24 protein-coding genes are annotated in these 24672 nt (G+C 51.9%); 22 read left to right on the top strand and 2 right to left on the bottom strand.

Annotated features, from left to right (window positions below; translation table 11 throughout):
* Positions 1-41: 41 nt before the first annotated feature.
* Complete coding sequence (gene leuL / locus BGE37_RS12935; RefSeq protein ID WP_001300467.1) at positions 42-128, bottom strand: leu operon leader peptide; 87 nt, start codon at positions 126-128, stop codon at positions 42-44.
* Positions 129-786: 658 nt separating this feature from the next.
* Here leuL and leuO point away from each other — a divergent pair.
* Positions 787-1731, top strand: coding sequence for a transcriptional regulator LeuO (gene leuO, locus BGE37_RS12930; RefSeq protein WP_001361829.1), 945 nt, complete (start codon positions 787-789; stop codon positions 1729-1731).
* 154 nt (positions 1732-1885) lie between these two features.
* Here leuO and BGE37_RS25445 read toward each other — a convergent pair whose 3' ends face one another.
* Positions 1886-1930 carry a hypothetical protein gene (locus BGE37_RS25445; RefSeq protein WP_175565144.1) on the bottom strand — a complete coding sequence of 15 codons (45 nt, stop codon included), beginning with the start codon at positions 1928-1930 and terminating at the stop codon, positions 1886-1888.
* 117 nt (positions 1931-2047) lie between these two features.
* Here BGE37_RS25445 and ilvI point away from each other — a divergent pair, with 117 nt between their 5' ends.
* From ilvI to secM, 21 genes are all read left to right on the top strand, one after another.
* A complete protein-coding gene (ilvI, locus tag BGE37_RS12925) occupies positions 2048-3772 on the top strand; it encodes an acetolactate synthase 3 large subunit (RefSeq protein ID WP_032183198.1) in 1725 nt (574 codons plus the stop codon).
* Between the two features lie 2 nt (positions 3773-3774).
* Positions 3775-4266 (top strand): acetolactate synthase small subunit, encoded by a 492-nt coding sequence (ilvN, locus tag BGE37_RS12920; protein ID WP_105277281.1) that lies wholly within the window; start codon positions 3775-3777, stop codon positions 4264-4266.
* An 11-nt stretch (positions 4267-4277) separates the two neighbouring features.
* A complete protein-coding gene (locus BGE37_RS12915; protein ID WP_032160836.1) occupies positions 4278-4364 on the top strand; it encodes a hypothetical protein in 87 nt (28 codons plus the stop codon).
* 81 nt (positions 4365-4445) lie between these two features.
* Positions 4446-5450 carry a catabolite repressor/activator gene (gene cra, locus BGE37_RS12910; RefSeq protein WP_000762400.1) on the top strand — a complete coding sequence of 335 codons (1005 nt, stop codon included), beginning with the start codon at positions 4446-4448 and terminating at the stop codon, positions 5448-5450.
* Between the two features lie 600 nt (positions 5451-6050).
* Entirely contained in the window at positions 6051-6509 is a 459-nt protein-coding gene (mraZ, locus tag BGE37_RS12900) for a division/cell wall cluster transcriptional repressor MraZ (RefSeq protein ID WP_001295770.1), read from the top strand.
* Position 6510: 1 nt separating this feature from the next.
* Entirely contained in the window at positions 6511-7452 is a 942-nt protein-coding gene (gene rsmH, locus BGE37_RS12895) for a 16S rRNA (cytosine(1402)-N(4))-methyltransferase RsmH (RefSeq protein ID WP_000970479.1), read from the top strand.
* Positions 7449-7814 carry a cell division protein FtsL gene (gene ftsL, locus BGE37_RS12890; protein WP_000625658.1) on the top strand — a complete coding sequence of 122 codons (366 nt, stop codon included), beginning with the start codon at positions 7449-7451 and terminating at the stop codon, positions 7812-7814. The genes rsmH and ftsL overlap by 4 nt, the downstream gene beginning before the upstream one ends.
* Positions 7815-7829: 15 nt before the next feature.
* Positions 7830-9596: a peptidoglycan glycosyltransferase FtsI gene (gene ftsI / locus BGE37_RS12885; protein ID WP_000642212.1), complete on the top strand. Its 1767-nt coding sequence runs from the start codon at positions 7830-7832 to the stop codon at positions 9594-9596.
* The gene (gene murE, locus BGE37_RS12880) at positions 9583-11070 is read left to right on the top strand and encodes a UDP-N-acetylmuramoyl-L-alanyl-D-glutamate--2,6-diaminopimelate ligase (protein WP_000785124.1); all 1488 of its coding nucleotides are present in this window, start codon (positions 9583-9585) and stop codon (positions 11068-11070) included. Before ftsI ends, murE begins: the two co-directional genes overlap by 14 nt.
* Positions 11067-12425, top strand: a complete 1359-nt coding sequence (gene murF / locus BGE37_RS12875) for a UDP-N-acetylmuramoyl-tripeptide--D-alanyl-D-alanine ligase (protein WP_105288070.1) — start codon at positions 11067-11069, stop codon at positions 12423-12425. The genes murE and murF overlap by 4 nt, the downstream gene beginning before the upstream one ends.
* The gene (gene mraY / locus BGE37_RS12870) at positions 12419-13501 is read left to right on the top strand and encodes a phospho-N-acetylmuramoyl-pentapeptide-transferase (protein WP_000964122.1); all 1083 of its coding nucleotides are present in this window, start codon (positions 12419-12421) and stop codon (positions 13499-13501) included. Before murF ends, mraY begins: the two co-directional genes overlap by 7 nt.
* Positions 13502-13503: 2 nt before the next feature.
* Positions 13504-14820 carry a UDP-N-acetylmuramoyl-L-alanine--D-glutamate ligase gene (gene murD, locus BGE37_RS12865; protein ID WP_105288069.1) on the top strand — a complete coding sequence of 439 codons (1317 nt, stop codon included), beginning with the start codon at positions 13504-13506 and terminating at the stop codon, positions 14818-14820.
* Positions 14820-16064 (top strand): cell division protein FtsW, encoded by a 1245-nt coding sequence (gene ftsW, locus BGE37_RS12860; protein WP_001295532.1) that lies wholly within the window; start codon positions 14820-14822, stop codon positions 16062-16064. The genes murD and ftsW overlap by 1 nt, the downstream gene beginning before the upstream one ends.
* Positions 16061-17128, top strand: coding sequence for an undecaprenyldiphospho-muramoylpentapeptide beta-N-acetylglucosaminyltransferase (gene murG / locus BGE37_RS12855; RefSeq protein WP_000016571.1), 1068 nt, complete (start codon positions 16061-16063; stop codon positions 17126-17128). Before ftsW ends, murG begins: the two co-directional genes overlap by 4 nt.
* A gap of 53 nt (positions 17129-17181) precedes the next feature.
* The gene (murC, locus tag BGE37_RS12850; RefSeq protein ID WP_001096048.1) at positions 17182-18657 is read left to right on the top strand and encodes a UDP-N-acetylmuramate--L-alanine ligase; all 1476 of its coding nucleotides are present in this window, start codon (positions 17182-17184) and stop codon (positions 18655-18657) included.
* On the top strand, positions 18650-19570 hold the full coding sequence (gene ddlB / locus BGE37_RS12845) for a D-alanine--D-alanine ligase (protein WP_000130051.1): 921 nt from the start codon (positions 18650-18652) through the stop codon (positions 19568-19570). Before murC ends, ddlB begins: the two co-directional genes overlap by 8 nt.
* 1 nt (position 19571) lies before the next feature.
* The gene (ftsQ, locus tag BGE37_RS12840) at positions 19572-20402 is read left to right on the top strand and encodes a cell division protein FtsQ (RefSeq protein WP_000075744.1); all 831 of its coding nucleotides are present in this window, start codon (positions 19572-19574) and stop codon (positions 20400-20402) included.
* Positions 20399-21661, top strand: a complete 1263-nt coding sequence (ftsA, locus tag BGE37_RS12835; RefSeq protein ID WP_000588474.1) for a cell division protein FtsA — start codon at positions 20399-20401, stop codon at positions 21659-21661. The genes ftsQ and ftsA overlap by 4 nt, the downstream gene beginning before the upstream one ends.
* 60 nt (positions 21662-21721) lie before the next feature.
* The gene (gene ftsZ, locus BGE37_RS12830; RefSeq protein ID WP_000462776.1) at positions 21722-22873 is read left to right on the top strand and encodes a cell division protein FtsZ; all 1152 of its coding nucleotides are present in this window, start codon (positions 21722-21724) and stop codon (positions 22871-22873) included.
* A 100-nt stretch (positions 22874-22973) separates the two neighbouring features.
* Positions 22974-23891: a UDP-3-O-acyl-N-acetylglucosamine deacetylase gene (gene lpxC / locus BGE37_RS12825; protein ID WP_000595482.1), complete on the top strand. Its 918-nt coding sequence runs from the start codon at positions 22974-22976 to the stop codon at positions 23889-23891.
* Positions 23892-24121: 230 nt separating this feature from the next.
* Entirely contained in the window at positions 24122-24634 is a 513-nt protein-coding gene (gene secM / locus BGE37_RS12820) for a secA translation cis-regulator SecM (RefSeq protein WP_105288068.1), read from the top strand.
* The last annotated feature ends 38 nt before the right edge of the window (positions 24635-24672 follow it).

Here is a 24672-nt window from a genome sequence, read left to right as displayed (position 1 = left end):
CCGCGCAATGGCGCGGGTTTTTTGTTTGACTGCGTGCTGGCTTAATGCTGAATGCCGCTCACTCGTCTACCGCGCAAAGAAGATGCGTTTAGTAGTAGTAGACCGATAAAGCGAACGATGTGAGTCATTAAATCAGCTCCAGATGAATACGATATGCTTTTAGAGTTACTGGATACAAAAACGGATGTCAACCCTGACGCAACAAAAACGTTCCGCCAGAGTGAGTTCTGCATTCGTCAAATTAGCTAATTGTGCTGCGGTGGTTAAAACAAGCGATATTAATTTCTGCTTAACCACCGACGCTTTTCATCGGTTGACATATTTCAGAATAAATTTTTGCATCTAATCAACGAGGAAAAGGGGGATAAAATGCACGCGTTACAAAACCTATCTTGATGATTTGTATTGAATTATATGTTTTGCTAATTTTTTGATATTCATTTGGTGAATATTATTGTTCTATTAATGTTAAGAATTAATGCATTAAACATATAAATTAATTATTAAAAAAGCACATTTAATCCATTTTGTGGATGATTGAGTATTCGCGGTAGTTATGATTAGATTGTTTTCGCAACAAAAACATTATGGATTATTATGCTGCGGTAAATGACTCTTTACTCGGCAATGGGTTCTGTTTTTATAAGAACCCGTATCTTTATGTTTTCCTAATTTTTCTCATTTTCCTTTTTCTTATTTTATATGCATGATAAATCATATTCTCGAGGATTATTTCTCTGCATTCCAATAAGGGAAAGGGAGTTAAGTGTGACAGTGGAGTTAAGTATGCCAGAGGTACAAACAGATCAACCAGAGACGGCGGAGTTAAGCAAGCCACAACTACGCATGGTCGATCTCAACTTATTAACCGTTTTCGATGCCGTGATGCAGGAGCAAAACATCACCCGTGCCGCTCATGTTCTGGGGATGTCGCAACCTGCGGTCAGTAACGCGGTTGCACGCCTGAAGGTGATGTTTAATGACGAGCTTTTTGTTCGTTATGGCCGTGGCATTCAACCGACTGCTCGCGCATTTCAACTTTTTGGTTCAGTTCGTCAGGCATTGCAATTAGTACAAAATGAATTGCCAGGTTCAGGTTTTGAACCCGCGAGCAGTGAACGTGTATTTCATCTTTGTGTTTGCAGTCCGTTAGACAGCATTCTGACCTCGCAGATTTATAATCACATTGAGCAAACTGCGCCAAATATACATGTTATGTTCAAGTCTTCATTAAATCAGAACACTGAACATCAACTGCGTTATCAGGAAACGGAGTTTGTGATTAGTTATGAAGACTTCCATCGTCCTGAATTTACCAGTGTGCCATTATTTAAAGATGAAATGGTGCTGGTAGCCAGCAAAAATCATCCAACAATTAAAGGCCCGTTACTGAAACATGATGTTTATAACGAACAACATGCGGCAGTTTCGCTCGATCGTTTCGCGTCATTTAGTCAACCGTGGTATGACACGGTAGATAAACAAGCCAGTATCGCGTATCAGGGCATGGCAATGATGAGTGTACTGAGCGTGGTGTCGCAAACGCATCTGGTCGCTATTGCGCCGCGTTGGCTGGCTGAAGAGTTCGCTGAATCTTTAGAGTTACAGGTATTACCGCTGCCATTAAAACAAAATAGCAGAACCTGTTATCTCTCCTGGCATGAAGCTGCCGGGCGCGACAAAGGCCATCAGTGGATGGAAGAGCAATTAGTCTCAATTTGCAAACGCTAACTGAATGCAGAATAGGTCAGATATTGATTACTGATTTATTCTGTATTTTTTATTGAATATAGAATTTTATTCTGAATGTGTGAGTTCACTATTTTAGGATTAATTAAAAAAATAGAGAAATTGCTGTAAGTTGTGGGATTTAGCCGATTTATTATCAATTTAATCCTCCGTAATGGAGGATTTTATCGTTTCTTTTCACCTTTCCTCCTGTTTATTCTTATTACCTCGTATTTATGTCTCTGGCTACCAATTGCTTAAGCAAGATCGGGCGGTTAATGTGTTTTACACATTTTTCCGTTAAACAGTGAGGCAGGCCATGGAGATGTTGTCTGGAGCCGAGATGGTCGTCCGATCGCTTATCGATCAGGGCGTTAAACAAGTATTCGGTTATCCCGGAGGCGCGGTCCTTGATATTTACGATGCATTGCATACCGTGGGTGGTATCGATCATGTATTAGTTCGTCATGAGCAGGCGGCGGTGCATATGGCCGATGGTCTGGCACGCGCGACCGGGGAAGTCGGCGTCGTGCTGGTAACATCGGGGCCAGGGGCGACCAATGCGATTACCGGCATCGCCACCGCTTATATGGACTCCATTCCCTTGGTTGTTCTTTCCGGGCAGGTAGCAACTTCGTTGATAGGCTACGATGCTTTTCAGGAGTGCGACATGGTGGGAATTTCCCGCCCAGTGGTGAAGCACAGTTTTCTGGTTAAGCAAACGGAAGACATTCCGCAGGTGCTGAAAAAGGCTTTCTGGCTGGCGGCAAGTGGTCGTCCTGGACCCGTGGTCGTTGATTTACCGAAAGATATTCTAAATCCGGCGAACAAATTACCCTATGTCTGGCCGGAGTCGGTCAGTATGCGGTCTTATAATCCCACGACCTCCGGACATAAAGGGCAAATTAAGCGCGCTCTGCAAACGCTGGTGGCGGCAAAAAAACCGGTTGTGTATGTAGGCGGTGGGGCAATCACGGCGGGCTGCCATCAGCAGTTGAAAGACACGGTGGAGGCGTTGAATCTGCCCGTTGTTTCCTCATTAATGGGGCTGGGGGCGTTTCCAGCAACGCATCGTCAGGCACTGGGCATGTTGGGAATGCACGGTACCTACGAAGCCAATATGACGATGCATAACGCGGATGTGATTTTTGCCGTCGGGGTACGTTTTGATGATCGAACGACGAACAATCTGGCGAAGTACTGCCCAAATGCCACGGTTCTGCATATCGATATTGATCCTACTTCCATTTCTAAAACTGTGACTGCTGATATCCCGATTGTTGGAGATGCCCGCCAGGTCCTCGAACAAATACTTGAACTCCTGTCGCAAGAATCTGCCCATCAACCGCTGGATGAGATCCGCGATTGGTGGCAGCAGATTGAACAGTGGCGTGCTCGTCAGTGCCTGAAATACGATATTCACAGTGAAAAGATTAAACCGCAGGCGGTTATCGAGACTCTTTGGCGACTGACGAAGGGGGACGCTTACGTGACGTCTGATGTCGGGCAGCACCAGATGTTCGCCGCACTTTATTATCCTTTCGACAAACCGCGTCGCTGGATTAACTCTGGTGGCCTCGGCACGATGGGGTTTGGTTTACCTGCGGCACTGGGCGTCAAAATGGCGCTGCCAGAAGAAACCGTGGTTTGCGTCACTGGTGACGGCAGTATTCAGATGAACATTCAGGAACTGTCTACCGCCTTGCAATACGAGTTGCCGGTATTGGTGGTGAATCTTAATAATCGCTATCTGGGGATGGTGAAGCAGTGGCAGGACATGATCTATTCCGGCCGCCATTCACAATCTTATATGCAATCGCTACCCGATTTCGTCCGTCTGGCGGAAGCCTATGGGCATGTTGGGATCCAGATTTCTCATCCGCAAGAGCTGGAAAGCAAACTTAGCGAGGCGCTGGAACAGGTGCGCAATAATCGTCTGGTCTTTGTTGATGTTACCGTCGATGGCAGTGAGCACGTCTACCCGATGCAGATTCGCGGGGGCGGAATGGATGAAATGTGGTTAAGCAAAACGGAGAGAACCTGATTATGCGCCGGATATTATCAGTCTTACTCGAAAATGAATCAGGCGCGTTATCCCGCGTGATTGGCCTTTTTTCCCAACGTGGGTACAACATTGAAAGCCTGACCGTTGCGCCCACCGACGATCCGACATTATCGCGTATGACCATCCAGACCGTGGGCGATGAAAAAGTGCTTGAGCAGATCGAAAAGCAATTACACAAACTGGTCGATGTCTTGCGCGTGAGCGAGCTGGGGCAGGGGGCGCACGTCGAGCGGGAAATTATGCTGGTGAAAATTCAGGCCAGCGGCTACGGACGTGACGAAGTGAAGCGCAATACGGAAATATTTCGTGGGCAAATCATCGATGTCACGCCATCGCTTTACACCGTCCAACTGGCAGGCACCAGCGATAAGCTTGATGCATTTTTAACATCGATTCGCGATGTGGCGAAAATTGTGGAAGTTGCTCGCTCTGGTGTAGTTGGACTTTCGCGCGGCGATAAAATAATGCGTTGAGAATGATCTCAATGCGCAATTTGCAGCCCAACATGTCACGTTGGGCTTTTTTTGCGAATTCAGTGGGAACCTGGAATAAAAGCAGTTGCCGCAGTTAATTTTCTGCGCTTAGATGTTAATGAATTTAACCCATACCAGTACAATGGCTATGGTTTTTACATTTTACGCAAGGGGCAATTGTGAAACTGGATGAAATCGCTCGGCTAGCGGGAGTGTCGCGGACCACTGCAAGCTATGTTATTAACGGCAAAGCGAAGCAATACCGTGTGAGCGACAAAACCGTTGAAAAAGTCATGGCTGTGGTGCGTGAGCACAATTACCACCCGAACGCCGTGGCAGCTGGGCTTCGTGCTGGACGCACACGTTCTATTGGTCTTGTGATCCCCGATCTGGAGAACACCAGCTATACTCGCATCGCTAATTATCTTGAACGTCAGGCGCGGCAACGGGGTTATCAACTGCTGATTGCTTGCTCAGAAGATCAGCCAGACAACGAAATGCGTTGTATTGAGCATCTTCTACAGCGTCAGGTTGATGCCATTATTGTTTCGACGTCGTTGCCACCAGAGCATCCTTTTTATCAACGCTGGGCTAACGACCCGTTCCCGATTGTCGCGCTGGACCGCGCCCTCGATCGTGAACACTTCACCAGCGTGGTTGGTGCCGATCAGGATGATGCCGAAATGCTGGCGGAAGAGTTACGTAAGTTTCCCGCCGAGACGGTGCTTTATCTTGGCGCGCTGCCGGAGCTTTCTGTGAGCTTCTTGCGTGAGCAAGGTTTCCGTACTGCCTGGAAAGATGATCCGCGCGAAGTGCATTTCCTTTATGCCAACAGTTATGAGCGGGAGGCGGCTGCCCAGTTATTCGAAAAATGGCTGGAAACGCATCCGATGCCGCAGGCGCTGTTCACAACGTCGTTTGCGTTGTTGCAAGGGGTGATGGATGTCACGCTGCGTCGCGATGGCAAACTGCCTTCTGACCTGGCAATTGCCACCTTTGGCGATAACGAACTGCTCGACTTCTTACAGTGCCCGGTGCTGGCAGTGGCTCAACGTCACCGCGATGTCGCAGAGCGTGTGCTGGAAATTGTCCTGGCAAGCCTGGACGAACCGCGTAAGCCAAAACCTGGGTTAACGCGCATTAAACGTAATCTCTATCGCCGCGGCGTGCTCAGCCGTAACTAAGCCGCGAACAAAAATACGCGCCAGTGAATTTCTCATTGGCGCGTCGAGTACGGGAATGGACATCAATATCCTTAAAGTAAATAAGACTATTCCTGGCTATTATTGATAAATGCTTTTAAACCCGCCCATTAATTAACTCACCTGCTGAAATTCACAATAATTAAGCAATATTGACAGAGCGTTTTTGCATTATTTTGTTACATGCAGAGATGAATTGCCGATTTAACAAACACTTTTCTTTGCTTTTGCGCAAACCTGCTGGCATCAAGCGCCACACAGACGCAACAGGGACTGTTAACCGGGGAAGATATGTCCTAAAATGCCGCTCGCGTCGCAAACTGACACTTTATATTTGCTGTGGAAAATAGTTAGTCATTTTAAAACGGTGATGACGATGAGGGATTTTTTCTTACAGCTATTCATAACGTTAATTTGCTTCGCACGTTGGACGTAAAATAAACAACGCTGATATTAGCCGTAAACATCGGGTTTTTTACCTCGGTATGCCTTGTGACTGGCTTGACAAGCTTTTCCTCCGCTCCGTAAACTCCTTTCAGTGGGAAATTGTGGGGCAAAGTGGGAATAAGGGGTGAGGCTGGCATGTTCCGGGGAGCAACGTTAGTCAATCTCGACAGCAAAGGGCGCTTATCAGTGCCTACCCGTTATCGGGAACAGCTGCTTGAGAACGCTGCCGGTCAAATGGTTTGCACCATTGACATTCATCACCCGTGCCTGCTGCTTTACCCCCTGCCTGAATGGGAAATTATCGAGCAAAAATTATCGCGTCTGTCGAGCATGAACCCGGTTGAGCGCCGTGTGCAGCGCCTTCTGTTAGGTCATGCCAGCGAATGTCAGATGGATGGCGCCGGTCGATTGTTAATCGCGCCAGTACTGCGGCAACATGCCGGTCTGACAAAAGAAGTGATGCTGGTTGGACAGTTCAACAAGTTTGAGCTGTGGGATGAAACAACCTGGCATCAACAGGTCAAGGAAGATATCGACGCAGAGCAGTTGGCTACTGGAGACTTATCGGAGCGACTGCAGGACTTGTCTCTATAAAATGATGGAAAACTATAAACATACTACGGTGCTGCTGGATGAAGCCGTTAATGGCCTCAATATCCGTCCTGATGGCATCTACATTGATGGGACTTTTGGTCGCGGTGGTCACTCACGTCTGATCCTCTCGCAGCTTGGCGAAGAGGGGCGTTTGCTGGCGATCGATCGCGACCCGCAGGCTATCGCCGTTGCGAAGACTATTGATGATCCGCGCTTCTCCATCATCCATGGACCTTTCTCCGCGCTGGGCGAATACGTTGCCGAGCGCGATCTTATCGGCAAGATCGACGGCATTCTCCTCGATCTTGGTGTCTCTTCACCGCAACTTGATGATGCAGAACGCGGCTTTTCCTTTATGCGCGATGGCCCGCTGGACATGCGTATGGACCCAACCCGTGGGCAGTCAGCCGCTGAATGGCTACAAACCGCAGAAGAAGCCGATATCGCCTGGGTATTGAAAACCTATGGTGAAGAGCGTTTTGCCAAACGCATTGCCCGCGCCATTGTCGAGCGAAACCGCGAACAGCCGATGACCCGCACCAAAGAACTGGCGGAAGTCGTGGCTGCCGCAACGCCGGTGAAAGACAAATTCAAACATCCCGCGACCCGTACCTTCCAGGCGGTGCGCATTTGGGTAAACAGTGAACTGGAGGAGATAGAGCAGGCGCTAAAAAGCTCGCTCAACGTGCTGGCCCCGGGGGGGCGGCTCTCGATCATCAGCTTCCACTCGCTGGAAGACCGCATTGTGAAACGCTTTATGCGTGAAAACAGCCGTGGTCCGCAAGTTCCGGCAGGGTTACCGATGACTGAAGAGCAGCTCAAAAAACTGGGTGGCCGTCAGCTGCGAGCACTAGGCAAGTTAATGCCGGGCGAAGAAGAGGTGGCTGAGAACCCTCGTGCCCGTAGTTCAGTTCTGCGTATTGCAGAGAGGACGAACGCATGATCAGCAGAGTGACAGAAGCTCTAAGCAAAGTTAAAGGATCGATGGGAAGCCACGAGCGCCATGCATTGCCTGGTGTTATCGGTGACGATCTTTTGCGATTTGGGAAGCTGCCACTCTGCCTGTTCATTTGCATTATTTTGACGGCGGTGACCGTGGTAACCACGGCGCACCATACCCGTTTACTGACCGCTCAGCGCGAACAACTGGTGCTGGAGCGAGATGCTTTAGACATTGAATGGCGCAACCTGATCCTTGAAGAGAATGCGCTCGGCGACCATAGCCGGGTGGAAAGGATCGCCACGGAAAAGCTGCAAATGCAGCATGTTGATCCGTCACAAGAAAATATCGTAGTGCAAAAATAAGGATAAACGCGACGCATGAAAGCAGCGGCGAAAACGCAGAAACCAAAACGTCAGGAAGAACATGCCAACTTTATCAGTTGGCGTTTTGCGTTGTTATGCGGCTGTATTCTCCTGGCGCTGGCTTTTCTGCTCGGACGCGTAGCGTGGTTACAAGTTATCTCCCCGGATATGCTGGTAAAAGAGGGCGACATGCGTTCTCTTCGCGTTCAGCAAGTTTCCACCTCCCGCGGCATGATTACTGACCGTTCTGGTCGCCCGTTAGCGGTGAGCGTGCCGGTAAAAGCGATTTGGGCTGACCCGAAAGAGGTGCATGACGCTGGTGGTATCAGCGTCGGTGACCGCTGGAAGGCGTTGGCTAACGCGCTCAACATTCCATTGGATCAGCTCTCAGCTCGCATTAACGCTAACCCGAAAGGGCGCTTTATTTATCTGGCGCGTCAGGTAAACCCTGACATGGCAGAGTACATCAAAAAACTGAAACTGCCGGGGATTCATCTGCGTGAAGAATCTCGCCGTTATTATCCATCCGGCGAAGTGACCGCTCACCTCATCGGCTTTACTAACGTCGATAGTCAGGGGATTGAGGGCGTCGAGAAGAGTTTCGATAAATGGCTTACCGGGCAGCCGGGTGAGCGCATTGTGCGTAAAGACCGCTATGGTCGCGTAATTGAAGATATCTCTTCCACCGACAGTCAGGCGGCGCACAACCTGGCGCTGAGTATTGATGAACGCCTGCAGGCGCTGGTTTATCGCGAACTGAACAACGCGGTGGCCTTTAACAAAGCTGAATCTGGTAGCGCCGTGCTGGTGGATGTCAACACCGGTGAAGTGCTGGCGATGGCTAACAGCCCGTCATACAACCCAAACAATCTGAGTGGCACGCCGAAAGAGGCGATGCGTAACCGTACCATTACCGACGTCTTTGAACCGGGCTCAACGGTCAAACCGATGGTGGTGATGACCGCGTTGCAACGTGGCGTGGTGCGAGAAAACTCGGTACTGAATACCGTTCCTTATCGAATTAACGGCCACGAAATCAAAGACGTGGCACGCTACAGCGAATTAACCCTGACCGGGGTATTACAGAAGTCGAGTAACGTCGGTGTTTCCAAACTGGCGTTAGCGATGCCGTCCTCAGCGTTAGTAGATACTTACTCACGTTTTGGACTGGGAAAAGCGACCAATTTGGGGTTGGTCGGAGAACGCAGTGGCTTATATCCTCAAAAACAACGGTGGTCTGACATAGAGAGGGCCACCTTCTCTTTCGGCTACGGGCTAATGGTAACACCGTTACAGTTAGCGCGAGTCTACGCAACTATCGGCAGCTACGGCATTTATCGCCCACTGTCGATTACCAAAGTTGACCCCCCGGTTCCTGGTGAACGTGTCTTCCCGGAATCCATTGTTCGCACCGTAGTGCATATGATGGAAAGCGTGGCGCTACCGGGCGGCGGCGGCGTGAAGGCGGCGATTAAAGGCTATCGTATCGCCATTAAAACCGGTACCGCGAAAAAGGTCGGGCCGGACGGTCGCTACATCAATAAATATATTGCTTATACCGCAGGCGTTGCGCCTGCGAGTCAGCCGCGCTTCGCGCTGGTTGTTGTTATCAACGATCCGCAGGCGGGTAAATACTACGGCGGCGCCGTTTCCGCGCCGGTCTTTGGTGCCATCATGGGCGGCGTATTGCGTACCATGAACATCGAGCCGGATGCGCTGACAACGGGTGATAAAAATGAATTTGTGATTAATCAAGGCGAGGGGACAGGTGGCAGATCGTAATTTGCGCGACCTTCTTGCTCCGTGGGTGCCAGACGCACCTTCGCGAGCACTGCGAGAGATGACACTCGACAGCCGTGTGGCTGCGGCGGGCGATCTCTTTGTAGCTGTAGTAGGTCATCAGGCGGACGGGCGTCGATATATCCCGCAGGCGATAGCGCAAGGTGTGGCTGCCATTATTGCAGAGGCGAAAGATGAGGCGACCGACGGTGAAATCCGTGAAATGCACGGCGTACCAGTCATCTATCTCAGCCAGCTCAATGAGCGTTTATCTGCACTGGCGGGCCGCTTTTACCATGAACCCTCTGACAATTTACGTCTCGTGGGCGTAACGGGCACCAACGGCAAAACCACGACTACCCAGCTGCTGGCGCAGTGGAGCCAACTGCTTGGCGAAACCAGCGCGGTAATGGGGACTGTTGGTAACGGCCTGCTGGGAAAAGTGATCCCGACAGAAAATACCACCGGTTCGGCAGTCGATGTTCAGCATGAGCTGGCGGGACTGGTGGATCAGGGCGCGACTTTTTGCGCAATGGAAGTTTCCTCCCACGGACTGGTACAGCACCGTGTGGCGGCATTGAAATTTGCGGCGTCGGTCTTTACCAACTTAAGCCGCGATCACCTTGATTATCATGGTGATATGGAACACTACGAAGCCGCGAAATGGCTGCTTTATTCTGAGCATCATTGCGGTCAGGCGATTATTAACGCCGACGATGAAGTGGGCCGCCGCTGGCTGGCAAAACTGCCGGACGCGGTTGCGGTATCAATGGAAGATCATATCAATCCGAACTGTCACGGACGCTGGTTGAAAGCGACTGAAGTGAACTATCACGACAGCGGTGCGACTATTCGCTTTAGCTCAAGCTGGGGCGATGGCGAAATTGAAAGCCATCTGATGGGCGCTTTTAACGTCAGCAACTTGCTGCTGGCGCTGGCGACGCTGCTGGCGCTGGGCTATCCGTTGGCTGACCTGCTGAAAACTGCCGCACGCCTGCAGCCGGTTTGTGGACGTATGGAAGTGTTCACTGCGCCAGGCAAACCGACGGTAGTGGTGGATTACGCGCATACGCCAGATGCACTGGAAAAAGCCTTACAGGCGGCGCGTTTGCACTGTGCGGGCAAGCTGTGGTGCGTCTTTGGCTGTGGTGGCGATCGCGATAAAGGTAAGCGTCCACTGATGGGAGCAATTGCTGAAGAGTTTGCTGACGTGGCGGTGGTGACGGACGATAACCCGCGTACCGAAGAGCCGCGTGCCATCATCAACGATATTCTGGCGGGAATGTTAGATGCCGGACATGCCAAAGTGATGGAAGGCCGCGCTGAAGCGGTGACTTGCGCCGTTATGCAGGCTAAAGAGAACGATGTGGTACTGGTCGCGGGCAAAGGCCATGAAGATTACCAGATTGTTGGCAATCAGCGTCTCGACTATTCCGATCGCGTCACGGTAGCGCGTCTGCTGGGGGTAATTGCATGATTAGCGTAACCCTTAGCCAACTTACCGATATTCTCAACGGTGAACTAAAAGGGGCAGATATCACCCTTGATGCTGTAACCACTGACACGCGAAAACTGACGCCGGGTTGCCTGTTTGTTGCCCTGAAAGGCGAACGTTTCGATGCCCATGATTTTGCTGACCAGGCGAAAGCTGGCGGTGCGGGGGCACTACTGGTTAGCCGTCCGCTGGATATCGATCTGCCGCAGGTAATCGTCAAGGATACTCGTCTGGCGTTTGGTGAACTGGCTGCATGGGTTCGCCAGCAAGTTCCGGCGCGCGTGGTTGCTCTGACCGGTTCCTCCGGCAAAACCTCCGTTAAAGAGATGACGGCAGCGATTTTAAGCCAGTGTGGCAACACGCTTTATACGGCAGGCAATCTCAACAACGACATCGGTGTACCGATGACGCTGTTGCGCTTAACGCCAGAGTACGATTACGCAGTAATTGAACTTGGCGCGAACCATCAGGGCGAAATTGCCTGGACTGTGAGTCTGACTCGCCCGGAAGCGGCGCTGGTCAACAACCTGGCAGCGGCGCATCTGGAAGGTTTTGGCTCGCTTGCGGGTGTCGCGAAAGCGAAAGGTGAAATCTTTAGCGGCCTGCCGGAAAACGGTATCGCCATTATGAATGCCGACAACAACGACTGGCTGAACTGGCAGAGTGTGATTGGCTCACGCAAAGTGTGGCGCTTCTCACCGAATGCTAACAACAGCGATTTCACCGCCACCAATATCCACGTGACCTCGCACGGTACGGAATTTACGCTGCAAACCCCAACGGGTAGCGTCGATGTTCTGCTGCCGTTGCCGGGGCGTCACAATATTGCGAATGCGCTGGCAGCCGCTGCGCTCTCCATGTCCGTGGGCGCAACGCTTGATGCTATTAAAGCGGGGCTGGCAAATCTGAAAGCTGTTCCTGGCCGTCTGTTCCCCATTCAACTGGCGGAAAATCAGTTGCTGCTCGACGACTCCTACAACGCTAACGTCGGCTCCATGACCGCCGCTGTTCAGGTACTGGCTGAAATGCCGGGCTACCGTGTGCTGGTGGTGGGCGATATGGCGGAACTGGGCGCTGAAAGCGAGGCCTGCCATGTACAGGTGGGCGAAGCGGCGAAGGCGGCGGGTATTGACCGCGTGTTAAGTGTGGGTAAACAAAGCCATGCTATCAGTACCGCCAGCGGCGTTGGTGAACATTTTGCCGATAAAACTGCGCTTATCACACGTCTTAAATCACTGATTGCTGAGCAACAGGTAATTACGATTTTAGTTAAGGGTTCACGTAGTGCTGCCATGGAAGAGGTAGTACGCGCTTTACAGGAGAATGGGACATGTTAGTTTGGCTGGCCGAACATTTGGTCAAATATTATTCCGGCTTTAACGTCTTTTCCTATCTGACGTTTCGCGCCATCGTCAGCCTGCTGACTGCGCTGTTCATCTCATTGTGGATGGGCCCGCGCATGATTGCTCATTTGCAAAAACTTTCCTTTGGTCAGGTAGTGCGTAACGACGGTCCTGAATCACACTTCAGCAAGCGCGGTACGCCGACCATGGGCGGGATTATGATCCTGACAGCGATTGTGATCTCCGTGCTGCTGTGGGCTTACCCTTCCAACCCGTACGTCTGGTGCGTACTCGTGGTGCTGGTGGGTTACGGCATCATTGGTTTTGTCGACGACTATCGCAAAGTGGTGCGTAAAGACACCAAGGGCCTGATTGCGCGCTGGAAGTATTTCTGGATGTCGGTGATCGCGCTGGGCGTTGCCTTTGCGCTGTATCTTGCCGGGAAAGACACGCCCGCAACGCAGCTGGTGGTCCCGTTCTTTAAAGATGTGATGCCGCAGTTGGGGCTGTTCTACATTCTGCTGGCTTACTTCGTCATTGTGGGCACCGGCAACGCGGTAAACCTGACCGATGGTCTTGATGGCCTGGCGATTATGCCGACTGTATTCGTCGCCGGTGGTTTTGCGCTGGTGGCATGGGCAACCGGCAACATGAACTTTGCCAGCTATTTACACATACCGTATCTGCGACACGCCGGGGAACTGGTCATTGTCTGTACCGCGATAGTCGGGGCAGGGCTGGGCTTCCTGTGGTTTAACACCTATCCGGCGCAAGTCTTTATGGGCGATGTAGGTTCGCTGGCGTTAGGTGGCGCGCTGGGCATTATCGCCGTGCTGCTGCGTCAGGAATTCCTGCTGGTGATTATGGGGGGCGTGTTCGTGGTAGAAACGCTTTCCGTCATCCTGCAGGTCGGCTCCTTTAAACTGCGCGGACAACGTATTTTCCGCATGGCACCGATTCATCACCACTATGAACTGAAAGGCTGGCCGGAACCGCGTGTCATTGTGCGCTTCTGGATTATTTCGCTGATGCTGGTCCTGATTGGTCTGGCAACGCTGAAGGTACGTTAATCATGGCTGATTACCAGGGTAAAAATGTCGTCATTATCGGCCTGGGCCTCACCGGGCTTTCTTGCGTGGACTTTTTCCTCGCTCGCGGTGTGACGCCGCGCGTCATGGATACGCGGATGACACCGCCTGGCCTGGATAAATTACCCGAAGCCGTAGAACGCCACACGGGCGGTCTTAATGACGACTGGCTGATGGCGGCTGATCTGATCGTCGCCAGTCCCGGCATTGCATTGGCGCATCCTTCCTTAAGCGCTGCCGCTGATGCCGGAATCGAAATTGTTGGCGATATCGAACTGTTCTGTCGTGAAGCACAAGTACCAATCGTGGCGATCACCGGTTCTAATGGCAAAAGCACGGTCACCACACTAGTGGGTGAAATGGCGAAAGCGGCGGGCGTTAACGTTGGCGTGGGTGGCAACATTGGCCTGCCCGCGTTGATGCTGTTGGATGCTGAGTGCGAACTGTACGTGCTCGAGCTGTCGAGCTTCCAGCTGGAAACCACCTCCAGTTTACAGGCGGTGGCAGCGACCATTCTGAACGTGACAGAAGATCATATGGATCGCTATCCATTTGGTTTACAGCAGTATCGTGCGGCAAAACTGCGCATTTATGAAAATGCGAAAGTTTGCGTGGTTAATGCTGATGATGCCTTAACAATGCCGATTCGTGGTGCGGATGAACGTTGCGTTAGCTTTGGTATCAATATGGGCGACTATCACTTGAATCATCAGCAGGGTGAAACCTGGCTGCGGGTGAAAGGCGAGAAAGTGTTGAACGTGAAAGAGATGAAACTTTCCGGTCAGCATAACTACACCAATGCGCTGGCGGCACTGGCTCTGGCAGACGCAGCTGGTTTGCCACGCGCCAGTAGCCTGAAAGCGTTAACTACGTTCACTGGTCTACCGCATCGCTTTGAAGTGGTGCTGGAACATAACGGTGTGCGCTGGATTAACGACTCGAAAGCGACCAATGTCGGCAGTACGGAAGCGGCGCTCAATGGCCTGCACGTAGATGGCACGCTGCATTTGTTGCTGGGCGGCGATGGTAAATCGGCGGACTTTAGTCCGCTGGCACGTTACCTGAATGGCGATAACGTACGTTTGTATTGTTTCGGTCGTGACGGCGCACAGCTGGCGGCACTGCGCCCGGAAGTGGCAGAACAAACCGAAACCATGGAACAGGCGATGCGCTTGCTGGCTCCGCGTGTTCAACCAGGAGATATGGTTCTGCTCTCCCCGGCCTGTGCCAGCCTTGATCAATTCAAGAACTTTGAACAACGAGGCAATGAGTTTGCCCGTCTGGCGAAGGAGTTAGGTTGATGCGTTTATCTCTCCCTCGCCTGAAAATGCCGCGCCTGCCAGGATTCAGTATCCTGGTCTGGATCTCCACGGCGCTAAAGGGCTGGGTGATGGGCTCGCGGGAAAAAGATACCGACAGCCTGATCATGTACGATCGCACCTTACTGTGGCTGACCTTCGGCCTCGCGGCGATCGGCTTTATCATGGTGACGTCCGCATCAATGCCTATCGGACAACGCTTGACTAACGATCCCTTTTTCTTCGCTAAGCGTGATGGCGTCTACCTGATCCTGGCGTTCATTCTGGCGATCATTACGCTGCGTCTGCCGATGGAGTTCTGGCAACGTTACAGCGCTACGATGCTACTCGGTTCAATCATCCTGTTGATGATCGTTCTGGTAGTGGGTAGCTCTGTTAAAGGGGCATCGCGTTGGATCGATCTCGGCTTGCTGCGTATCCAGCCTGCGGAGCTGACAAAACTGTCGCTGTTTTGCTATATCGCCAACTATCTGGTGCGTAAAGGCGACGAAGTGCGTAATAACCTGCGCGGCTTCTTGAAACCGATGGGCGTGATTTTGGTGTTGGCAGTGTTACTGCTGGCACAGCCAGACCTTGGTACGGTGGTGGTGCTGTTTGTGACCACGCTGGCGATGTTGTTCCTGGCGGGGGCGAAATTGTGGCAGTTCATTGCCATTATCGGCATGGGGATTTCAGCGGTTGTGTTACTGATCCTCGCCGAACCGTACCGTATCCGCCGTGTTACCGCATTCTGGAATCCGTGGGAAGATCCCTTTGGTAGCGGCTATCAGTTAACGCAATCGCTGATGGCGTTTGGTCGCGGCGAACTGTGGGGGCAAGGTTTAGGTAACTCGGTTCAAAAACTGGAGTATCTGCCGGAAGCACACACTGACTTTATTTTCGCCATTATCGGCGAAGAACTGGGGTATGTCGGTGTGGTGCTGGCACTTTTAATGGTATTCTTCGTCGCTTTTCGTGCGATGTCGATTGGCCGTAAAGCATTAGAAATTGACCATCGTTTTTCCGGTTTTCTCGCCTGTTCCATTGGCATCTGGTTTAGTTTCCAGGCACTGGTTAACGTAGGCGCGGCAGCGGGGATGTTACCGACCAAAGGTCTGACATTGCCGCTGATCAGTTACGGTGGTTCGAGCTTACTGATTATGTCGACAGCCATCATGATGCTGTTGCGTATTGATTATGAAACGCGTCTGGAGAAAGCGCAGGCGTTTGTACGAGGTTCACGATGAGTGGTCAAGGAAAGCGATTAATGGTGATGGCCGGCGGAACCGGTGGACATGTGTTCCCGGGACTGGCGGTTGCGCACCATCTAATGGCTCAGGGTTGGCAAGTTCGCTGGCTGGGGACTGCCGACCGTATGGAAGCGGACTTAGTGCCAAAACATGGCATCGAAATTGATTTCATTCGTATCTCTGGTCTGCGTGGTAAAGGTATAAAAGCACTGTTAGCTGCGCCTCTGCGTATTTTTAACGCCTGGCGTCAGGCACGGGCGATTATGAAAGCGTTCAAACCTGATGTGGTGCTCGGTATGGGCGGCTACGTATCAGGTCCAGGTGGACTGGCAGCGTGGTCGTTAGGCATTCCGGTTGTACTTCATGAACAAAACGGTATTGCGGGCTTAACCAATAAATGGCTGGCGAAGATTGCCACCAAAGTGATGCAGGCGTTTCCAGGCGCTTTCCCTAATGCGGAAGTGGTGGGTAATCCTGTTCGTACCGATGTGTTGGCGTTGCCACTGCCGCAGCAACGTTTGGCTGGTCGTGAAGGTCCGGTTCGTGTGTTGGTAGTGGGCGGTTCTCAGGGCGCTCGTATTCTTAACCAAACAATGCCGCAGGTTGCAGCAAAGCTGGGCGATTCAGTCACTATCTGGCATCAGAGCGGCAAAGGTTCGCAACAATCCGTTGAACAGGCGTATGCGGAAGCGGGGCAACCGCAGCATAAAGTGACGGAATTTATTGATGATATGGCGGCGGCGTATGCGTGGGCGGATGTCGTCGTTTGCCGCTCCGGTGCGTTAACGGTGAGTGAAATTGCCGCAGCGGGGCTACCGGCATTGTTTGTGCCGTTTCAACATAAAGACCGCCAGCAATACTGGAATGCGCTACCGCTGGAAAAAGCGGGCGCAGCCAAAATTATCGAGCAGCCACAGCTTACTGTGGATGCTGTCGCCAACACCCTGGCCGGGTGGTCGCGAGAAACCTTATTAACCATGGCAGAACGCGCCCGTGCTGCATCCATTCCGGATGCCACCGAGCGAGTGGCAAATGAAGTGAGCCGGGCTGCCCGGGCGTAATTGTAGCGATGCCTTTTGCATCGTATGAATGTAAGAAGTTAATGGCGTAAAGAATGAATACACAACAATTGGCAAAACTGCGTTCCATCGTGCCCGAAATGCGTCGCGTTCGGCACATACATTTTGTCGGCATCGGTGGTGCCGGTATGGGCGGTATTGCCGAAGTTCTGGCCAATGAAGGTTATCAGATCAGTGGTTCCGATTTAGCGCCAAATCCGGTCACGCAACAGTTAATGAATCTGGGAGCGACGATTTATTTCAACCATCGCCCGGAAAACGTACGTGATGCCAGTGTGGTCGTTGTTTCCAGCGCGATTTCTGCCGATAACCCGGAAATTGTCGCAGCTCATGAAGCGCGTATTCCGGTGATTCGTCGCGCGGAAATGCTGGCTGAGTTAATGCGTTTTCGTCATGGCATCGCCATTGCCGGAACGCACGGCAAAACGACAACCACCGCGATGGTTTCCAGCATCTACGCAGAAGCGGGGCTCGACCCAACCTTCGTTAACGGCGGGCTGGTAAAAGCGGCGGGTGTTCATGCGCGTTTGGGGCATGGTCGATACCTGATTGCCGAAGCGGATGAGAGCGATGCATCGTTCCTCCATTTGCAACCGATGGTGGCGATTGTCACCAATATCGAAGCCGACCACATGGATACCTACCAGGGCGACTTTGAGAATTTAAAACAGACCTTTATTAATTTTCTGCACAACCTGCCGTTTTACGGTCGTGCGGTGATGTGTGTAGATGATCCGGTGATCCGCGAATTGTTACCGCGTGTGGGGCGTCAGACCACGACTTACGGCTTCAGCGAAGATGCCGACGTGCGTGTAGAAGATTATCAGCAGATTGGTCCGCAGGGGCACTTTACGCTGCTGCGCCAGGACAAAGAGCCGATGCGCGTTACCCTGAATGCGCCAGGCCGTCATAACGCGCTGAATGCCGCAGCTGCGGTCGCTGTTGCCACGGAAGAGGGGATTGACGACGAGGCTATTTTGCGTGCGCTGGAGAGTTTCCAGGGGACAGGCCGTCGTTTTGATTTCCTCGGTGAATTCCCGCTGGAGCCAGTGAATGGTAAAAGCGGTACGGCAATGCTGGTTGATGACTACGGTCACCATCCGACCGAAGTGGATGCCACCATTAAAGCGGCGCGTGCAGGCTGGCCGGATAAAAACCTGGTAATGCTGTTTCAGCCGCACCGTTTTACCCGTACGCGCGACCTGTATGATGATTTCGCCAATGTGCTGACGCAGGTTGATACCCTGTTGATGCTGGAAGTGTATCCGGCTGGCGAAGCGCCAATTCCGGGAGCGGACAGCCGTTCGCTGTGTCGCACAATTCGTGGACGTGGGAAAATTGATCCCATTCTGGTGCCGGACCCGGCGCAGGTAGCCGAAATGCTAGCACCAGTATTAACCGGTAACGACCTGATTCTCGTTCAGGGGGCCGGTAATATCGGAAAAATTGCTCGTTCTTTAGCTGAAATCAAACTGAAGCCGCAAACTCCGGAGGAAGAACAACATGACTGATAAAATCGCGGTCCTGTTGGGCGGGACCTCCGCTGAGCGGGAAGTTTCTCTGAATTCTGGTGCAGCGGTGTTAGCCGGGCTGCGTGAAGGCGGTATTGACGCGTATCCTGTCGACCCGAAAGAAGTCGACGTGACGCAACTGAAGTCGATGGGCTTTCAGAAAGTGTTTATCGCGCTACATGGTCGCGGCGGTGAAGATGGCACGCTGCAGGGTATGCTCGAGCTGATGGGCTTGCCTTATACCGGCAGCGGAGTGATGGCATCTGCGCTTTCAATGGATAAACTACGCAGCAAATTGCTTTGGCAGGGCGCTGGTTTACCGGTAGCGCCGTGGGTAGCATTAACCCGCGCAGAGTTTGAAAAAGGCCTGAGCGATAAGCAGTTAGCAGAAATTTCTGCCTTAGGTTTGCCGGTTATCGTTAAGCCGAGCCGCGAAGGTTCCAGTGTGGGAATGTCAAAAGTAGTAGCAGAAAATGCTCTACAAGATGCATTAAGATTGGCATTTCAGCACGATGAAGAAGTATTGATTGAAAAATGGCTAAGTGGGCCGGAGTTCACGGTTGCGATACTTGGTGAAGAAATTTTACCGTCAATACGTATTCAACCGGCCGGAACCTTCTATGATTATGAGGCGAAGTATCTCTCTGATGAGACACAGTATTTCTGCCCCGCAGGTCTGGAAGCGTCACAAGAGGCCAATTTGCAGGCATTAGTGCTGAAAGCATGGACGACGTTAGGTTGCAAAGGATGGGGACGTATTGACGTTATGCTGGACAGCGATGGACAGTTTTATCTGCTGGAGGCCAATACCTCACCGGGTATGACCAGCCACAGCCTGGTGCCGATGGCGGCACGTCAGGCAGGTATGAGCTTCTCGCAGTTGGTAGTACGAATTCTGGAACTGGCGGACTAATATGTCGCAGGCTGCTCTGAACACGCGAAACAGCGAAGAAGAGGTTTCTTCTCGCCGCAATAATGGAACGCGTCTGGCGGGGATCCTTTTCCTGCTGACCGTTTTAACGACAGTGTTGGTGAGCGGCTGGGTCGTGTTGGGCTGGATGGAAGATGCGCAACGCCTGCCGCTCTCAAAGCTGGTGTTGACCGGTGAACGCCATTACACGCGTAATGACGATATCCGGCAGTCGATCCTGGCATTGGGTGAGCCAGGTACCTTTATGACCCAGGATGTCAACATCATCCAGACGCAAATAGAACAACGCCTGCCGTGGATTAAGCAGGTGAGCGTCAGAAAGCAGTGGCCTGATGAATTGAAGATTCATCTGGTTGAATATGTGCCGATTGCGCGGTGGAATGATCAACATATGGTAGACGCGGAAGGAAACACTTTCAGCGTACCACCAGATCGCACCAGCAAGCAGGTGCTTCCAATGCTGTATGGCCCGGAAGGCAGCGCCAATGAAGTGTTGCAGGGCTATCGCGAAATGGGGCAGATGCTGGCAAAGGACAGATTTACTCTGAAGGAAGCGGCGATGACCGCGCGGCGTTCCTGGCAGTTGACGCTGAATAACGATATTAAGCTCAATCTTGGCCGGGGCGATACGATGAAACGTTTGGCTCGCTTTGTAGAACTTTATCCGGTTTTACAGCAGCAGGCGCAAACCGATGGCAAACGGATTAGCTACGTTGATTTGCGTTATGACTCTGGAGCGGCAGTAGGCTGGGCGCCTTTGCCGCCAGAGGAATCTACTCAGCAACAAAATCAGGCACAGGCAGAACAACAATGATCAAGGCGACGGACAGAAAACTGGTAGTAGGACTGGAGATTGGTACCGCGAAGGTTGCCGCTTTAGTAGGGGAAGTTCTGCCCGACGGTATGGTCAATATCATTGGCGTGGGCAGCTGCCCGTCGCGTGGTATGGATAAAGGCGGGGTGAACGACCTCGAATCCGTGGTCAAGTGCGTACAACGCGCCATTGACCAGGCAGAATTGATGGCAGATTGTCAGATCTCTTCGGTATATCTGGCGCTTTCTGGTAAGCACATCAGCTGCCAGAATGAAATTGGTATGGTGCCTATTTCTGAAGAAGAAGTGACGCAAGAAGATGTGGAAAACGTCGTCCATACCGCGAAATCAGTGCGTGTGCGCGATGAGCATCGTGTGCTGCATGTGATCCCGCAAGAGTATGCGATTGACTATCAGGAAGGGATCAAGAATCCGGTAGGACTTTCGGGCGTGCGGATGCAGGCAAAAGTGCACCTGATCACATGTCACAACGATATGGCGAAAAACATCGTCAAAGCGGTTGAACGTTGTGGGCTGAAAGTTGACCAACTGATATTTGCCGGACTGGCATCAAGTTATTCGGTATTGACGGAAGATGAACGTGAACTGGGTGTCTGCGTCGTCGATATCGGTGGTGGTACAATGGATATCGCCGTTTATACCGGTGGGGCATTGCGCCACACTAAGGTAATTCCTTATGCTGGCAATGTCGTGACCAGTGATATCGCTTACGCCTTTGGCACGCCGCCAAGCGACGCCGAAGCGATTAAAGTTCGCCACGGTTGTGCGCTGGGTTCCATCGTTGGAAAAGATGAGAGCGTGGAAGTGCCGAGCGTAGGCGGTCGTCCACCGCGGAGTCTGCAACGTCAGACCCTGGCAGAGGTGATCGAGCCGCGCTATACCGAGCTGCTCAACCTGGTCAACGAAGAGATATTGCAGTTGCAGGAAAAGCTTCGCCAACAAGGGGTTAAACATCACCTGGCGGCAGGCATTGTTTTAACTGGTGGCGCAGCGCAGATCGAAGGTCTTGCAGCCTGTGCTCAGCGCGTGTTTCATACGCAAGTGCGTATCGGCGCGCCGCTGAACATTACCGGTTTAACGGATTATGCTCAGGAGCCGTATTATTCGACGGCGGTGGGATTGCTTCACTACGGGAAAGAGTCACATCTTAACGGTGAAGCTGAAGTAGAAAAACGTGTTACAGCATCAGTTGGCTCGTGGATCAAGCGACTCAATAGTTGGCTGCGAAAAGAGTTTTAATTTTTATGAGGTCGACGATAATTACGGCCTCAGGCGACAGGCACAAATCGGAGAGAAACTATGTTTGAACCAATGGAACTTACCAATGACGCGGTGATTAAAGTCATCGGCGTCGGCGGCGGCGGCGGTAATGCTGTTGAACACATGGTGCGCGAGCGCATTGAAGGTGTTGAATTCTTCGCGGTAAATACCGATGCACAAGCGCTGCGTAAAACAGCGGTTGGACAGACGATTCAAATCGGTAGCGGTATCACCAAAGGACTGGGAGCTGGCGCAAATCCAGAAGTTGGCCGTAATGCGGCTGATGAGGATCGCGATGCACTGCGTGCGGCGCTGGAAGGTGCAGACATGGTCTTTATTGCTGCGGGTATGGGTGGTGGTACCGGTACTGGTGCAGCACCAGTTGTCGCTGAAGTGGCAAAAGATTTGGGGATCCTGACCGTTGCTGTCGTGACTAAGCCTTTCAACTTTGAAGGCAAGAAGCGTATGGCATTCGCTGAGCAGGGGATCACTGAACTGTCCAAGCATGTGGACTCTCTGATCACTATCCCTAACGACAAACTGCTGAAAGTCTTGGGCCGTGGTATCTCCCTGCTGGATGCATTTGGCGCAGCGAACGATGTACTGAAAGGTGCTGTGCAAGGTATCGCTGAACTGATTACTCGTCCAGGCCTGATGAACGTGGACTTTGCAGACGTACGTACCGTAATGTCTGAAATGGGCTACGCAATGATGGGTTCTGGTGTGGCGAGCGGCGAAGACCGTGCGGAAGAAGCTGCTGAAATGGCTATTTCCTCTCCGCTGCTGGAAGATATCGATCTGTCTGGCGCGCGCGGCGTGCTGGTTAACATCACGGCGGGCTTCGACCTGCGTCTGGATGAGTTCGAAACGGTAGGTAACACCATCCGTGCATTTGCATCCGACAACGCAACTGTCGTTATCGGTACTTCTCTTGACCCGGATATGAATGACGAGCTGCGCGTAACTGTTGTTGCGACAGGTATCGGTATGGACAAACGTCCTGAAATCACTCTGGTGACCAATAAGCAGGTTCAGCAGCCAGTGATGGATCGCTACCAGCAGCACGGGATGGCTCCGCTGACCCAGGAGCAGAAGCCGGTTGCTAAAGTCGTGAATGACAATGCGCCGCAAACTGCGAAAGAGCCGGATTATCTGGATATCCCAGCATTCCTGCGTAAGCAAGCTGATTAAGAATTGACTGGAATTTGGGTTTCGAGGCTCTTTGTGCTAAACTGGCCCGCCGAATGTATAGTACACTTCGGTTGGATAGGTAATTTGGCGAGATAATACGATGATCAAACAAAGGACACTTAAACGTATCGTTCAGGCGACGGGTGTCGGTTTACATACCGGCAAGAAAGTCACCCTGACGTTACGCCCTGCGCCGGCCAACACCGGGGTCATCTATCGTCGCACCGACTTGAATCCACCGGTAGATTTCCCGGCCGATGCCAAATCTGTGCGTGATACCATGCTCTGTACGTGTCTGGTCAACGAGCATGATGTACGGATTTCAACCGTAGAGCACCTCAATGCTGCTCTCGCGGGCCTGGGCATCGATAACATTGTTATCGAAGTTAACGCGCCGGAAATCCCGATCATGGACGGCAGCGCCGCTCCGTTTGTATACCTGCTGCTTGACGCCGGTATCGACGAGTTGAACTGCGCCAAGAAATTTGTTCGCATCAAAGAGACTGTTCGTGTCGAAGATGGCGATAAGTGGGCTGAATTTAAGCCGTACAATGGTTTTTCGCTGGATTTCACCATCGATTTTAACCATCCGGCTATTGATTCCAGCAACCAGCGCTATGCGATGAACTTCTCCGCTGATGCGTTTATGCGCCAGATCAGCCGTGCGCGTACGTTCGGTTTCATGCGTGATATCGAATATCTGCAGTCCCGTGGTTTGTGCCTGGGCGGCAGCTTCGATTGTGCCATCGTTGTTGACGATTATCGCGTACTGAACGAAGACGGCCTGCGTTTTGAAGACGAATTTGTGCGTCACAAAATGCTCGATGCGATCGGTGACTTGTTCATGTGTGGTCACAATATTATTGGTGCATTTACCGCTTATAAATCTGGTCATGCACTGAATAACAAACTGCTGCAGGCTGTCCTTGCAAAACAGGAAGCCTGGGAATATGTGACCTTCCAGGACGACGCAGAACTGCCGTTGGCCTTCAAAGCGCCTTCAGCCGTACTGGCATAACGACATTTATACTGTCGTATAAAATTCGACTGGCAAATCTGGCACTCTCTCCGGCCAGGTGAACCAGTCGTTTTTTTTTGAATTTTATAAGAACGATAAAAAACGGTGCGAACGCTGTTTTCTTAAGCACTTTTACGCACAACTTATCTTCATTCGTGCTGTGGACTTCAGGCTTTAATGATAAGATTTGTGCGCTAAATACGTTTGAATACGATCGGGATGGCAATAACGTGAGTGGAATACTGACGCGCTGGCGACAGTTTGGTAAACGCTACTTCTGGCCGCATCTCTTATTAGGGATGGTCGCGGCGAGTTTAGGTTTGCCTGCGCTCATCAACGCCGCCGAACCAAACGCGCCCGCAAAAGCGACAACCCGCAACCACGAGCCTTCAGCCAAAGTTAACTTTGGTCAATTGGCCATGCTGGAAGCGAACACGCGCCGCCCGAATTCGAACTATTCCGTTGATTACTGGCATCAACATGCCATTCGCACGGTAATCCGTCATCTTTCCTTCGCAATGGCACCGCAAACGCTGCCCGTTGCTGAAGAATCTTTGCCTCTTCAGGCGCAACATCTTGCATTACTGGATACGCTCAGCGCGCTGTTGACCCAGGAAGGCACGCCGTCTGAAAAGGGTTATCGCATTGATTATGCGCATTTTACCCCACAAGCAAAATTCAGCACGCCCGTCTGGATAAGCCAGGCGCAAGGCATCCGTGCTGGCCCTCAACGCCTCAGCTAACAACAATAAACCTTTACTTCATTTTATTGACTCCGCAA

This window comes from Escherichia sp. MOD1-EC6300 (assembly GCF_002965045.1).
Taxonomy (GTDB): Bacteria; Pseudomonadota; Gammaproteobacteria; order Enterobacterales; family Enterobacteriaceae; genus Escherichia; species Escherichia coli_F.
The sequence above is the reverse complement of the archived record's forward strand: the minus strand, read 5'-3'. Positions and strand labels throughout refer to the sequence as shown.

Coding starts and splice junctions, on each gene's coding strand:
- ftsI (WP_000642212.1), top strand. CDS start 7,830: ATGAAAGCAGCGGCGAAAACGCAGAAACCAAAACGTCAGGAAGAACAT.
- murG (WP_000016571.1), top strand. CDS start 16,061: ATGAGTGGTCAAGGAAAGCGATTAATGGTGATGGCCGGCGGAACCGGT.
- mraZ (WP_001295770.1), top strand. CDS start 6,051: ATGTTCCGGGGAGCAACGTTAGTCAATCTCGACAGCAAAGGGCGCTTA.
- leuL (WP_001300467.1), bottom strand. CDS start 128: ATGACTCACATCGTTCGCTTTATCGGTCTACTACTACTAAACGCATCT.
- ftsQ (WP_000075744.1), top strand. CDS start 19,572: ATGTCGCAGGCTGCTCTGAACACGCGAAACAGCGAAGAAGAGGTTTCT.
- leuO (WP_001361829.1), top strand. CDS start 787: ATGCCAGAGGTACAAACAGATCAACCAGAGACGGCGGAGTTAAGCAAG.
- mraY (WP_000964122.1), top strand. CDS start 12,419: ATGTTAGTTTGGCTGGCCGAACATTTGGTCAAATATTATTCCGGCTTT.
- ftsW (WP_001295532.1), top strand. CDS start 14,820: ATGCGTTTATCTCTCCCTCGCCTGAAAATGCCGCGCCTGCCAGGATTC.
- ftsL (WP_000625658.1), top strand. CDS start 7,449: ATGATCAGCAGAGTGACAGAAGCTCTAAGCAAAGTTAAAGGATCGATG.
- ftsA (WP_000588474.1), top strand. CDS start 20,399: ATGATCAAGGCGACGGACAGAAAACTGGTAGTAGGACTGGAGATTGGT.
- murC (WP_001096048.1), top strand. CDS start 17,182: ATGAATACACAACAATTGGCAAAACTGCGTTCCATCGTGCCCGAAATG.
- lpxC (WP_000595482.1), top strand. CDS start 22,974: ATGATCAAACAAAGGACACTTAAACGTATCGTTCAGGCGACGGGTGTC.
- ilvI (WP_032183198.1), top strand. CDS start 2,048: ATGGAGATGTTGTCTGGAGCCGAGATGGTCGTCCGATCGCTTATCGAT.
- ddlB (WP_000130051.1), top strand. CDS start 18,650: ATGACTGATAAAATCGCGGTCCTGTTGGGCGGGACCTCCGCTGAGCGG.
- murD (WP_105288069.1), top strand. CDS start 13,504: ATGGCTGATTACCAGGGTAAAAATGTCGTCATTATCGGCCTGGGCCTC.
- murF (WP_105288070.1), top strand. CDS start 11,067: ATGATTAGCGTAACCCTTAGCCAACTTACCGATATTCTCAACGGTGAA.
- BGE37_RS12915 (WP_032160836.1), top strand. CDS start 4,278: ATGCGCAATTTGCAGCCCAACATGTCACGTTGGGCTTTTTTTGCGAAT.
- rsmH (WP_000970479.1), top strand. CDS start 6,511: ATGATGGAAAACTATAAACATACTACGGTGCTGCTGGATGAAGCCGTT.
- ftsZ (WP_000462776.1), top strand. CDS start 21,722: ATGTTTGAACCAATGGAACTTACCAATGACGCGGTGATTAAAGTCATC.
- ilvN (WP_105277281.1), top strand. CDS start 3,775: ATGCGCCGGATATTATCAGTCTTACTCGAAAATGAATCAGGCGCGTTA.